Below are 12,720 nucleotides of genomic sequence, written 5' to 3' on the forward strand. Positions count from 1 at the left end.
CGATGGTCCCGCGGTTGTCGGTGCTGGACCAGTCGCCCGTCGGCGCGGGCTTCACCCCGGCCGACGCCTTGCGTGCCTCGGTCGACCTGGCGCAGGCCGCCGAGGAGTGGGGGTACGTCCGCTACTGGGTGGCCGAGCACCACGGATCGCCGGGGTTCGCCGGCAGCGCCCCGGAGATCCTGGCGGCGGTCCTGCTGGCCCGCACGGGCCGGATGCGGGTGGGCACCGGCGGGGTGCTGCTGCCCCGCTACTCGCCGGTGAAGGTCGCCGAGGTCTTCGGCGTGCTGGCCTCCCTCTACCCGGACCGGGTCGACCTGGGCCTCGGCCGCGCGGGCGGTCCGGCCCACGACTTCCCGGAGCGGGTGCGGGCGCTGCGGGTGCTCCTCGGCATGGACGGTGCCGGGCCGGAGGCGGGGGAAGGGGCGCGGGTTCCGCCCGTGCCGCCGCGGATGTGGCTGCTGGGCGCGGGCGGCGGGTCGGCCGCGCTCGCGGGGGAGCTGGGGACGGACTACGCGTTCGCCCACTTCCTCGACCCCCGTCCCGCGCGGGAGTCGCTCGCCGCCTACCGCACGGCCTTCGCCGAGCGGGCGGGCCGGCCCGCGCCGGGCGGCGTCCTGGCGGTGCGCGTGGTCACCGCCGAGAGCGAGGACCGGGCCGAGGCGCTCGCGCACAGCGTCCTGCTGTGGCGCAGCCGCAAGGACCTGGGCGAGGACCTTCCGCTGCCCACCCCCGAGGAGGCGGTCGGCCACCGCTGGACCTCCCTGGAGGTGCAGCGCGCCGCCGTCCGCAGGGCCTCCCTGGTGTGGGGGACACCGGAGCAGGTGGCACGGCGGCTCGCCGCGCTGGCCGAGGAGCACGGCGTCGACGAGATCATGGTCAACACGCTGACCTGCGACCCGCGGGACCGGTTGTCCTCGTACCGGCTGCTCGCCGAGTTCCGCACGGCCGGCGTGCTGCCGGCGCCGGCCGACGTGTGAGGGGCCGGGGCGCGGAACACGGGCGGGGGACCGGATCGATCCCGGTCCCCCGCCCGTGCCCCCGAAGATCAGTGGGCGCCCAGCGACGTGGGCCGCGGCTCGGCGGGCTCGGCGGGCTCGGCGGGCTCGGCCGCGACGACCGGCTCGGCCGGTGCGGCCGGTGCCGGGCGGGCCGCCTTGCGGCTGCGGCTGAAGCGGCGCATGGCCGGCACCTCCACGAACCGGTACAGCAGCCAGCCGCCCAGCAGGGAGGTGCAGAAGAACCCGACGACGACCAGCAGCGCCACGGGCACGCCGTAGGTGGCGCCGTCCAGCAGGGACCGCAGGTAGAAGATGGACACGCCCTGCACGAGGTAGAACCCGAAGGAGACCTCGCCGAGCCAGACCATCGGCCGGCTGCGCAGCCAGGTGGCGCGCCCGGCGGCGTCGGCCGCCGCGACCGAGGCGATCAGCGCGCCGATCGGGACGATCGTCGCGACGACGAAGGTGTACTGGAACGGCACGACGAACCCGGCCGCGTACCCCAGCGCGCACAGCGCGAGCGACACGCCGGTGCCCATCCACCGCGGCCAGCGGCCGGCCAGCACGATGCGCGCCAGCAGGATGCCGAGCACGAACTCGAAGAGGCGGCCCGGCGGGAACAGGTAGCCGAACCAGAACTGCTTGTCGGAGATCGGGGTGATCGCCGACTTGGGGGTGTCCGGCACCAGGTACGTCGAGACGAGCTGGACCACCACGGTGCCGGCGGCCATGACCGCCGCCCAGCCCCACAGCGCACTCTCCCGGAGCCTGCGCACCGGCACGATCAGCAGCGGGAACAGCAGGTAGAACAGCAACTCGCTGCCGAGGGACCAGCTCGGCGGATTCATGCTGAGGTTGATCTCCGGCTGCGGGAAGAAGGTGTGCACCAGCAGCAGGTTGGGCAGCCACTGCCCGACGGACGTGATCGTGGCCCCGGCGAAGAGCACGAGCGAGGCCGTGAACACCACGACGTGGTTCGGGAAGATCTTGGTCATCCGGCGGCGCCAGAAGGCGCGTGCGGACTGCCCCGGGCGGGCCGACCAGGTCAGCACGAAGCCGGAGAGCACGAAGAAGAACGACACCCCGATGTACCCGGTGTTGAGGAACGCCTTCTCGTAGGCGTGCGCGATGCCGGCGTCGGCGAACGGGTTGATCGGGTCGTTGGGCGGGATGGGCGAGTTGGACAGGGAGGTGTGGAAGAGGAAGACGAGCAGCGCCGCGAAGAACCTCAGGCCGGTCAGCGACGGCAGCCGGGCCGGACCCGTGGGCCCGGTGTCCGCGGCGGAACGCACGGTGGACATGCTCATGAGATGAAGCTCCTGTGGGGCTTTCCCGGTCTCGGAGAACTCCTGTCGCCAGGGGGAAACGGTCCGGGGCGGCCTGTCGCGACCGCCCCGGACCTCCGGCGCGCGCCTCACCCGGCGGTGCCGCCGGCCGTGTCGGTCTCGTTGCGGTGGACGACGATCTTCGCGTCCTCGGCCACGTAGTAGTTCTGCACCGAGTACGCGATGGTGGCGAAATCGAGCCGGCCGTCACCGTTGAAGTCGGCCGTGGCGATGCGCGCGACGGACTCGTCCGACACCCGCCACTTGGTCCAGATGCCCCTGGCCGCGTCGACGGCCTTGTAGTACATGACGCCCTGCCAGGGCCACGGGCCGCGCAGCGCCACCAGGAACTCGTCGTCGCCGTCGCCGTCGAAGTCGGCGCACACGACCTGGTGGCCGGGCCCCTCGCCGTTCTCGTTCGAGTCGCCGTAGACGTCCAGCAGCTTCCGCTGCCAGCCGGTCCCGTCCTCCCGCTTGGTGTACACGGCCACCGTGTTGCCGTGGAACGGCTCCACCGCGGCGACGTACGCCATGGGGTCGTCCCCCAGCCGCCCGGCGTCCAGGTCACCGCTGCCCCGGAAGCCGGTCCGCTCGAACTGGGTCAGCTCGCCGGCGCCGATGCGTTCGCGGACCCACTCGCCGCGCTCGGCGTCGTAGTACAGCCAGGTGACCCCCTCGTCGGAGGCCAGCAGCAGCGAGTCCCGGTCCGAGCCGGGGATGAGCCCCCGCTTCTTCTCCGCCCCGTGGATCATGCGGAAGTTCGTGTCGTCGATGACCGTCATCGGCCATTCCTCGGCGGTCAGCACGTCGTCGGGCCGGGTGAACAGCACCACCGGCAGCACCGCGTGCACGTCGGCCTCGGCCACGATGGGCAGACCGATGATCTCCAGCCGTTCCGACTGGGTGAAGTGGCCCGCCCGCAGCCGGTGCATGCCGGTGGCGCGGCCGACGTAGTGCTTCCTCCAGCGCGTGGGGTCCTTGTCGGGCGCGCCCGGGTTCTCCAGCCAGGCGATCTTGCCGCCCCGCGGGTCGGGGTCGACGATGGTGCCGATCGGCCCGTACAGCTCGTAGCAGACGATGATGTCGGGCGAGCCGTTGCCGCTGACGTCGGCGAAGTCCGCGCCGACCGGCATGCGGAATCCGTCGGCCGCCAGGCGCCGGGTCCACCCGCCGTCGTTCTGGTACCAGTAGATCTCGCCCAGGCGCAGCCCGTAGCCGAACAGGTCGGGCCGGCCGTCCCCGTCGATGTCCGGGGCCTCCAGCCAGTAGCCGTCCCGCAGTTGGCCGGCCACCAGCTCCGGGGTGAACTTCGGGATCCTGATGTCGCTCATGTCCTCACTCCGCTGAACGGTCACCGCGCCAAGCGGTGGTACTCGATCGCCAGCCACACGCAGTCGGTGTCGGCGTGGTACTGGTGCCAGGGGTAGACGAAGGCGCCGTCCGGCCCGAGCGAGCAGAACGGGTCCGGCGTGGTGTATCCGGGGCCCATCGGCAGGTCCTGGTAGAGCGTGCCGTGGTCCTGCCGCCGGAACTTCTGCATCCGCCCCCGGCCGGCCACCTGCGTGTGGACCTCGATGAACTCGTGCCGGTTGTGGATGAAGCAGTCGGTCCCCGCCGGGGCGAACCACAGGTTCACCCGCACCTCGAAGAGCTCCGCCGCTCCGGGGACCGGGGTCTCGCGCAGGAGGTGCGCCGGGTCGAACGCGACCCGTCCGGCGGTCTCCTGCGGGCCCCGCCACAGCGGGATCCGTGCGTCGAACGGCACACCGCCGGTGGTGCCGGGTCCGTCCGCGATCCGGTCGCCCAGCAGCTCGCCGAGCCGGGCCCAGCCCGGCGCCCGTGTGATGCCGCCGATGTCCGCCGCGTCCTCGTCGTCCGTGCGCAGCACGAGCAGGAGCCCGGCCTCGCCGATCACCGTGTCGGCCACGATCGTCGAGGTCAGCGGGGGGATCGGCCGGCGTGGGGACTCGGCGACGTACGCGTCGCGCGTCCCGCAGTTGACGACGATCGCCCGCCCGTCGACCCGGTACTCGCGCGCGTCCGCCACCGCGGTCGCCGTGACGTGGCTGCCGCCGAGGTCCAGGGCGCGCGCCGCGCCCACGGCACCGGCATCCGTGGTCCGAGTGGTCACCCGTTCCGTCATGATCGTGCGAACTCCGCTGTCCGGGCCGGCTCCACGCTCAGCTCGTCGGTCTCGGTCTCGGTCTCCGGCACGAACGGTTCGGCCGGCGGGCCGTCGCCGAAGAAGTGCGCGATCGCGTCGACGGTGCGCCGGGTGGCGCGCCCGTCACCGTACGGGTTGGCGGTGGAGGCCATCCGCGCGTAGGCCTCCTCGTCCCGCAGCAGCTCGACCGTGTGGGTGTACACGCCCTCGTAGGAGGTGCCGACCAGCCGGGCGGTGCCCGCGACCACGGCCTCCGACCTCTCGGTGACGTTGCTGATCACCAGCGTCGGCTTGCCCAGCGCCGGGCCCTCCTCCTGGGCGCCGCTGCTGTCCGACAGGATGATGTCGGCGCGCCGCATGAGCCGGCAGAAGTTCAGGTACGGCAGTGGGTCGACGACGGTGATGTCCGGGTGGCCCTCGATCTCGGGCAGCACCGCCCTGCGCACCGCCGGGTTGCGGTGCAGCGGTACGACGACACGGGTGCCGGGCTCGTCGGCGACGGCGGCGAAGGCGCGGGCTATCTGCGGCAGGTGGGGCCAGGCGTCCCGCCGGTGCGCGGAGGCGAGGACGACCTTGCGGGTGTCGGTGTCCAGGTCTTCCAGCGCCGGGTGGCCGAAGCTGTCCGCCTTGTTCCCGGCCCAGTGCAGGGCGTCGATGACCGTGTTGCCGGTCACCGCGATCGTCTCCTCGGCGATGCCCTCGCTCAGCAGGTTCGCCTTGTTGCCCGGGGTGGGGGCCAGGTGCAGCGCCGCGATCTGGGCGATCATGCGGCGGTTGCCCTCCTCCGGGAAGGGCGACCCGAGGAACCCGCTGCGCAGGCCCGCTTCCACATGGATCAGCGGGATCCTGTGGTGGAAGGCGGCGAGCGCGCCGGCCATGGTGGTGGCGGTGTCGCCGTGCACCAGCACGGCCTCCAGCTTGAGGGAGTCGAGCTGTCCCTCCAGTTCGCGCAGCGCGCGGTAGGTGGTCTGCGAGAGCGTCTGTCCCGGGACCATGACCGCCAGGTCGATGTCGGGGCTCAGATCGAACTCCCGCATCGTCTCGTCCAGCATCTCCCGGTGCTGGCCGGTCGAGATCACGATCGGCTCGAAACGGGGGTCCTCCCTCAGGGCGTGTATCACCGGGGCGAGTTTGATGGCCTCCGGGCGGGTGCCCAGGACCACGGCGACGGTTCGCATCAGGTGTCTCCCGATTCGGATGTCGGTCCGAGGCGGCGGGGGTCACTTCCCGGCCGGTTCGACGGACAGGGCGTGACGGAAGAAGTCGCCCGGGTCCCAGCGCTTCTTGACCTGCTGCAACCGGGGGTAGTTGTCCTTGTAGTAGAGGGTGTGCCAGGGGATGCCCGAGCGGTTGTGGCGCGGGTCCGCCATGTCGGTGTCGCAGTAGTTGATGTAGCAGCCGTCCGTACGGCCGTCGGTCACCGGAACCCCTTTGGTCTCAGCGAAGAATTCGGCGTACAGGCCGCGGATCCAGTCCAGGTGGAAATCGTCGTCCCGCGCGTCGGGCCAGAAGGTCTGGAAGGTCATCTTGAACACGGAGTCGCGTTGTGCGTTCGCCGTGGCGTCCGGTGCGACCGCGTTGACCCGGCCGCCGAAGGAGAACAGCACGAGCATGGTGTCCGGGTTCTTGAAGTCGGGCCGCGTCATGTACTCGTACAGGGCGGCGATCTGCTGGTCGCTGAAGTTGCGGCGCATGTAGCCGGACTTGTGCGCGGCCCGGGACATGGGGTCGGTGATGGTCGGGTTGTTCGTGCCGACCAGCCGGGCGGCGTTCAGCCACGGCATCACGCGGGGCTCCGCCAGGTCCGGCAGGTGCGGGATCTCCCCGTTGCCCTTGGCCATCGGCCGTGCGGTCAGGCCGGTGCCGGCGGTGATCGCGGCGAAGTAGTCGTCCAGCAGCTTGCGGGCGCCGGGCACGGTCGCGTCCACCTGGGTGAACATGCCCAGGCTGCCATGGGCCCGCGAGCTGACGTTGAAGAGGCTGGACAGGTGCCGGTAGGGGGAGTCCGGTGCGCTGTTGGCCTCGTGCCAGGCGCCGAAGTTCTTCAGCAGGCGGGTGAACCGGGCCTCGTCGAGGTCCTCCCAGGGCAGGTCGACCGCGTGGACCAGGACCTCGGAGGGCGGGGACATCAGCTGGTCCTCGGGGGCGGTGCCCCTGGCGTCGGGCGAGCGGAACCAGTAGCGGGTGACCAGGCCGAAGTTGCCGCCGCCCCCGCCGGTGTGCGCCCACCACAGGTCCCTGGCGGGGTCGTCGGCCTCGCGGGTGGCGACCGTGGTGCGGACCCGGCCCCGCTCGTCGACGGTGACGACCTCCACCGCGTACAGGTGGTCGACGACCAGTCCGTGGGCGCGTGAGAGGAGCCCGTAGCCGCCGCCCGCTATGTGGCCGCCGGCGCCGACGCTGTAGCAGATGCCGCCGGGGATGGTGACGCCCCAGCCCTTGTACAGCGCCTCGTAGACGTTGAGCAGCCGGGCGCCGGGTTCGACGTAGAAGGCGCGTCTGGCCGGGTCGTAGCCGACGTCCGTCATCTCCGAGAAGTCCAGGATGACCTCGACCTCCGGGTTGCACACCAGCGGGGCGAAGCAGTGGCCCCCGCTGCGCACGGAGACCCGCTTGCCGGCCCGGTGGGCGGCGCTCAGCGCGCGTTCGGCGTCCTGGGTCGAGCGGATCATCTTCACGTAGTCGGGCCGGGCGACGTAGCGCTGGTTGTTCCCCGTGGTCAGCAGCGGGTAGCGCGGGTCGTCGGGGCCGATGAGCGCGCCCGTCCCGTACGGCTCGGCGGCGTGCGCGGAGGAGGCGGCGGTGGTCAGCCCGGCGGCCGCCGCCGTGACACCGCCGGCGAGGGCGGCGCCGCGGGTGAGGAGGGAGCGGCGGTTCATGGGCGCGGCGGTCTTGCGCGTGGACAGCGCGGAACGGGATGTCATGTACACCTCATAAAGGATCGATGGGGTGGGCAGGGAAGGGCGATTGCTCGCCGGGGTGGGGCGGTGCCTGCGGGAGGGCGTCAGATCTGGCGCAGCGCGCCGCCGTCGACGGCCCATTCGGCACCGGTGACCTGGCGGGCCAGGGGGGAGAGCAGATAGGCGACGACCGCGGCCACGTCCCGCGGGTGTCCGATGCGCCCGCTCGGCAGCCGGCGCTCCTCGCGGATGAAGCGGTCCACGGCCTCGTCGGGAGAGGTGCCGTAGCGCTGCGCGAGCTGCTCGGCGAAGCCGCCCGGCGCGTCGAACAGCTCGGTGCGGGTCGGACCCGGGGAGACGACGTTGGAACGCACGCCCACGGGCGCGAACTCCGCCGAGAGGGACTTCGAGACCGACAGCAGCGCCGTCTTGGCCGCCGCGTAGTCCAGCAGGGACGGGGCCGGGAAGCGGGCGGCCTCGCTCGCGATGTGCACGATGCTTCCCGAGCGCTGCCCGACGAGCGTCGGCAGCACCGCCCGGGACATCCGCACCGCGGCATGCAGGTTCAGCTCGAAGGAGGCTTTCCAGTCGGCGTCGGTGGTGTCGAGGAAACCCGTACGGGACGTCAGGCCACCGGCGTTGTTCACCAGGCCGTCGATACGCCCGTACCGGCTCAGCGCGGCTTCGGCGATGCGCCCGGCGGCCTCGGGGTCGGTGACGTCCGCGGCGAATGCCCATACGTTTCCGTCAGCCGGATCGCACTTCTCGGCACGGCGGGATACACCGACCACACGGGCGCCCTCGGCGGCCAGCAATTGCGCGACGGCCGCGCCGATCCCGGCCGACGCACCGGTGACTACGTACACCTTTCCGGCGAGTTCCAGGTCCACGGGGACTCCTTTCCGTATTCCTTCTCCTCAAGCGGCTTCCAGGCCTTCCTCGACTGCCGAAGGGCGCGTGCGGGAGGCCACGAATTCGCCGAGCCACCGCCGGAAATCCGGACCCAGGTCCTCGCGTTCCCAGGCCAGCCGGACCACGGCGCGCAGGTATTCGCCGGGATCACCGGTGTCGTAGCGGCGCCCGGAGAAGACCACCGCGTGGACCGGGCCCGCGACCCCGGTCCCGCACATCGTGTCGAGGGCGTCGGTGAGCTGGATCTCGCCCCCGCGCCCCGGCTCGGTACGGCGCAGGACGCCGAAGACGCCGGGGTCGAGGACGTAGCGGCCCAGCACCGCGTAGCGGCTCGGCGCCCGGTCCGGAGACGGCTTCTCCACCAGCGCCGTCACCCGCAGGACGTCGTCCTCGCCGGTCCCGGTGACCGCGGCGCACCCGTACCGGGAGGTCTCGTGCGGGGCGACCTCCATCAGGGCCAGCACGCTGCCGCCGTACCGGTCGCGGACCTCGGTCATGCGGGCCAGCAACGGATCCCCGGGGTCGATCAGATCGTCGCCGAGGAGGACCGCGAAGGGGTCGTCGCCGACGTGGGACGCCGCCCGCAGCACCGCGTGGCCGAGTCCCCGCGGGTCCCCCTGGCGCACATAGTGGATGTTCGCGAAGGAGGCGGGAGAGGTGAGCCGGGACAGCTTGGTGTCCTCGCCTCTTTCCCGCAGCGTGGTCTCGAGTTCGAAACCGCGGTCGAAGTGGTCCTCCACGGGGCGCTTGTTCCGCCCCGTCACCATCAGGATGTCGGAGAGGCCGGACGAGACAGCCTCTTCCACCACGTACTGAATGGCCGGCTTGTCCACCAGCGGCAGCATTTCCTTGGGCACGGCTTTGGTCGCCGGAAGGAATCGCGTGCCCAGTCCGGCGGCCGGGATGACGGCTTTCGCCAAGCGGCGGGAACTGGTCATGCGGCGAATTTATCGACCGGTCCGCTGATCGGGTGAGGCCTTCCGGGCGACGTGGAACCGATTCAGTAGCTCCGCCCTCCGCCCGCGCCCGAAATCGCCGCCGACCGTGCGGTGAACTGCCGGGTTCGCGCGGTGACCGGGCCCGCGGAGCGTGGACTTGCCGAAAGCGTCGCTCCGGTTTGCGCGGACTCCGGACCGAGGCCCCGCGGGCCGGTGAACGCGGCCGGCGGCGCGGGGTCGCACCACCGTGCCCACCGGCATCGCCCTGCCCCGGCCGCCCCGGTGTCCCGGTCCCGGCCCGAGGACAGGCGGACGGGTCCGACGCGTCGGCGTGGGCAGGCGCGTTCCCGGTCAGCGGGCGGGTGACGTGGGGCCACACCTCGGCGCCGGTCCGCGATCCGTCCCGGGGGGGGGCGGCCCGTGCCGTCGGGCACGGGCCGCCCCCCGGCGGAGGTTTCGCGGGCACTACGCGGGGGTGAGCCTCCACTGCCGGCACGCGTTGTTCAGCCAGGTCCACCGCCGTACGTCGGCACCGTCCGCGGTGGAGCAGTCCGCGACGTCGGCCACCTTGCCGGTGGCCAGGTTGACGATCCGGACCCGGCGCTCTCCAGGACGTGGCTGCGCTGCGTCGGGTGGCAGTCGGACACGTTCTGCCCGGCGACGTGGTACAGGTACCAGCGCCCGTTGAGGAAGTGCAGCTCGGGCGCCCAGATGGTGCGGCACCGGGAGGCGGCGTCCCCCTTCCGGACCTGCACGCCGGGCGCGGTGGCGAGCCCGGCCGGGGTGGAGGGCTTGCGGATGGTGATGACGTCGGTCCAGCTCGTCGTCACCGGGTGGCAGTTGCCGTCGTGGTACGAGATCCGGGGATCGGCGCCCTTGACCGGCTTGACCGGATCGGTGAACGAGGCCGCGTTCGCGGACGGCTGCCCGAGCGACAGCGCGAGCAGCAGCGCTGCCGGCGCATCAGTGGGCGACGGGCCATCCACTGCTCCAGTCCAGGAGGTTGATGCCGAGCTTGGGCGTGCCGTTGTCGTTGCCGTCGTAGTAGTGGTAGACGATCAGGTCCCCGTCGGCGTCCTTCATGATCGACTGTCCGCCGGGGCCGATGACGCTGCCGTGCGACTCCAGGACGGGCGTGCCGCCGTTGTTCGTCATCGACACGCCGTTCCTGTCCAGGTACGGCCCGGTGACCTTGGTCGCCCGCCCCACCTTCACCTTGTACGTCGAGCTGGTCCCGGCGCAGCAGGTGTCGTAGGAGGCGAAGAGGTAGTAGTACCCGTTCCGCTTGACGACGAAGGGCGCCTCGACGGCCTTGGTGCCGGTCGGCCGGGAGGCGAGCGAGTAGCGGGTGGTGTCGGAGGCGAGCTGCTTCCCGGTGGCCGGATCGATCCGGATCATCTTGATGCCGCTCCACCAGCTGCCGAAGGACAGCCACCACTTGCCGTCGTCGTCGACGAAGAGGTTCGGGTCGATGGCGTTGTAGTCGCTGGAGGAGTTCGACGTGTAGACGACGCCGTAGTCGGTCCAGCTCCCCGGCAGGCCCGTCGCCGAACCGGCCAGCCCGATGGCCGAGGTGTTCGAGCCGAACGACGAGACGGAGTAGTACATCAGGTACTTGCCGCCGTGGTACGAGATGTCCGGCGCCCACGCCTCCGGGACGGACGAGTAGCGTGACCACCAGCTCGGCCGGGAGGCGAAGGCGTCGGCGCCGGCGGTGAAGGCGGTGCGGTCGGACGAGGCCTTGTGGGCGATGCCGCCGCCGGTGGCGTAGAGCAGGTACCGCCCCGACGAGGTGCGGATCATCGTCGGGTCGTGCGTGACCACGGACCCGGTGACCCGGCCGGGGTTCGGGTACGCGGACGCCGTGCTCGGCAGCAGGGCGAGCACGGCGGCGGCGGGAAGGGCGAGGAGGGCGGTTCTCTTGCGGCTCACGAGACACTCCCGTTCGATATATCGAACATCGATCGTTACTTCGGACCGGGAACGTAGAATCGAACCTCGTGCGCGTCAACGGTCCGCGCGACAACGGAAGCCGATGGCCGAAAACCGCCCCCGCGCCCGCCTCCCGGCTAGTGGTCGGTCTCCAGGTGCAGCTTGAGCAGGTCCACGCCGTAGTCGTTGCCGTTGGGGGTGCGGATGATGGTGTGGATGTGCTGCTGGGTGGGGGTCCCGCCCATGCCGCCCATGCCTCCGCCCGGTCCGCCGCTGGGGGCGCCGCTGGGAGCGGCGCTGGGGGCGCCACCGCCGCCGCCCTGGCCCGCCTCGGTGCCGTAGGCCAGCGGGGACTGGGCGTCGTACTCGATGAGCACGACCGGGCTGTGCACGCGGTAGTAGAACGCGGAGGAGTCCTCGGACTCCCCGATCCAGTAGAAGTAGGTCTCGTCGAGGTGGGCCTCCACCTCCTTCATCTTCACCTCGGCGTGCCCGTCGTCCATGTAGCCGACGTAGACGCGGACCAGGTCGAGCAGCTTCTCGCGCTGGACGGAGGTGAACTCGGCGGCGGCCAGTCCCTGGTAGGCCAGCTTCAGGTTGTCCTGGCCGGCCCCGGCCACCATGTTGGTGCCGCCCTTCTCGTCACCGGAGACGACCTTCTCGCGCTGCGCGTCGGTCAGCGACCGCAGGAGCGCCAGCCCGGCCGTGGTCTCCTTCTTGAAGAGGGTGATCTTTTCGCCCTCGTACGTCGCCGAGGTCGGCTCCGAACCCATGAAGGTGGGCGTCATGACGACCTGGTCGCCGAGGACGAAGTAGTTGATCGCCAGGTGGTGGCCCTCGTACTGGAAGCCCCACGGCTTCGTGGTCGAGGGGGTGCCCATGAAGGTGAAGTAGTAGTGCCCCTCGGTGAGGGTCTCCTTGCCGCCGCCGTTGTAGTCACCGAGGAAGGCGTTGAGCTTCATGATGTTGCGGGTCTGGGTCAGGCCGTCGGCGGACAGGGCCTTGCCCAGCAGTGCGTAGCCGAGGGTGCGCTGCTTCTCGGTCAGGTCGCCCATGCGGGCGCCCTCGCGTTCGTAGCCGTCGACGTTGCTCCAGGCCAGCCACTCGTCGTCGTCGACCTCGAAGACGGCGGCCCGCCGCTCCTTCGCCGTGAGCCCGTCCAGGAAGTCCTGCGCCGCCTTGACCACCGCGTCCGTGGAGACGCCGGTGGAGTGGACCGAGTACAGGTCCTCGACGACCTTGCCGTCCGTGGTGACGCCCACGAAGTCGGCGTACTTCACCTCGGTCACGCCGGGGCCCATGCCGCCGGGGCCGCCCGAGGGCATGCCGCTCGGCGCGCCGGAGGAGGCCGCGGCCGGGTCCGCCGTGCCGGAAGCGCCGGAACTGCACCCGGTCATGGTCGCCACCGCCGCTGCTCCGCCGAGCAGCAGCGACCTGTTCATGAACCAGCGTCGGGTACGTTCGGCCTGGGGGGTGCGTGGTCTGTGTCCGTGCATGCGCGTCAGGCTTCCCGACACACCTGGGAATTCCCTGCGTCCCGCCTGTCAGCCG

At 71.5% G+C, this 12,720-nt stretch carries 11 protein-coding genes and 1 pseudogene; 1 reads left to right on the top strand and 11 read right to left on the bottom strand.

All coding sequences use genetic code 11. The features are described 5' to 3' along the window. The first annotated feature begins 2 nt into the window (after nt 1-2). The gene (locus tag ACSU6Z_RS08465; protein ID WP_437044331.1) at nt 3-977 is read left to right on the top strand and encodes an MsnO8 family LLM class oxidoreductase; all 975 of its coding nucleotides are present in this window, start codon (nt 3-5) and stop codon (nt 975-977) included. A gap of 68 nt (nt 978-1,045) precedes the next feature. Here ACSU6Z_RS08465 and ACSU6Z_RS08470 read toward each other — a convergent pair whose 3' ends face one another. The 11 genes and pseudogenes from ACSU6Z_RS08470 to ACSU6Z_RS08520 form a co-directional block, all read right to left on the bottom strand. Then, a complete protein-coding gene (locus ACSU6Z_RS08470) occupies nt 1,046-2,305 on the bottom strand; it encodes an acyltransferase family protein (RefSeq protein ID WP_437044332.1) in 1,260 nt (419 codons plus the stop codon). 107 nt (nt 2,306-2,412) lie between these two features. Beyond that, nucleotides 2,413-3,654, bottom strand: a complete 1,242-nt coding sequence (locus ACSU6Z_RS08475) for an FG-GAP repeat domain-containing protein (RefSeq protein ID WP_437044333.1) — start codon at nt 3,652-3,654, stop codon at nt 2,413-2,415. Nucleotides 3,655-3,674: 20 nt separating this feature from the next. Continuing rightward, complete coding sequence (locus ACSU6Z_RS08480; protein ID WP_437044334.1) at nt 3,675-4,454, bottom strand: hypothetical protein; 780 nt, start codon at nt 4,452-4,454, stop codon at nt 3,675-3,677. Between the two features lie 8 nt (nt 4,455-4,462). Continuing rightward, a complete protein-coding gene (wecB, locus tag ACSU6Z_RS08485; RefSeq protein WP_437044335.1) occupies nt 4,463-5,665 on the bottom strand; it encodes a non-hydrolyzing UDP-N-acetylglucosamine 2-epimerase in 1,203 nt (400 codons plus the stop codon). A 42-nt stretch (nt 5,666-5,707) separates the two neighbouring features. Then, on the bottom strand, nt 5,708-7,411 hold the full coding sequence (locus tag ACSU6Z_RS08490) for an FAD-dependent oxidoreductase (RefSeq protein ID WP_437044336.1): 1,704 nt from the start codon (nt 7,409-7,411) through the stop codon (nt 5,708-5,710). 80 nt (nt 7,412-7,491) lie between these two features. Continuing rightward, complete coding sequence (locus ACSU6Z_RS08495; RefSeq protein WP_437044337.1) at nt 7,492-8,277, bottom strand: SDR family NAD(P)-dependent oxidoreductase; 786 nt, start codon at nt 8,275-8,277, stop codon at nt 7,492-7,494. Nucleotides 8,278-8,304: 27 nt separating this feature from the next. Further along, nucleotides 8,305-9,237: a UTP--glucose-1-phosphate uridylyltransferase gene (locus ACSU6Z_RS08500; protein ID WP_437044338.1), complete on the bottom strand. Its 933-nt coding sequence runs from the start codon at nt 9,235-9,237 to the stop codon at nt 8,305-8,307. A 465-nt stretch (nt 9,238-9,702) separates the two neighbouring features. After that, nucleotides 9,703-9,960, bottom strand: coding sequence for an RICIN domain-containing protein (locus tag ACSU6Z_RS08505; RefSeq protein ID WP_437050232.1), 258 nt, complete (start codon nt 9,958-9,960; stop codon nt 9,703-9,705). Continuing rightward, nucleotides 9,846-10,223, bottom strand: a pseudogene (locus ACSU6Z_RS08510) (family 43 glycosylhydrolase); the annotation flags it as partial. The gene ACSU6Z_RS08505 and the pseudogene ACSU6Z_RS08510, both read right to left, overlap by 115 nt. Further along, entirely contained in the window at nt 10,201-11,169 is a 969-nt protein-coding gene (locus ACSU6Z_RS08515; protein WP_437044339.1) for an arabinan endo-1,5-alpha-L-arabinosidase, read from the bottom strand. The gene ACSU6Z_RS08515 and the pseudogene ACSU6Z_RS08510, both read right to left, overlap by 23 nt. 137 nt (nt 11,170-11,306) lie before the next feature. Further along, entirely contained in the window at nt 11,307-12,611 is a 1,305-nt protein-coding gene (locus tag ACSU6Z_RS08520) for a DUF3500 domain-containing protein (RefSeq protein ID WP_437044340.1), read from the bottom strand. Nucleotides 12,612-12,720: the final 109 nt, after the last annotated feature.

This window comes from Streptomyces sp. enrichment culture, assembly GCF_964273145.1.
Classification (GTDB): Bacteria; Actinomycetota; Actinomycetes; order Streptomycetales; family Streptomycetaceae; genus Streptomyces.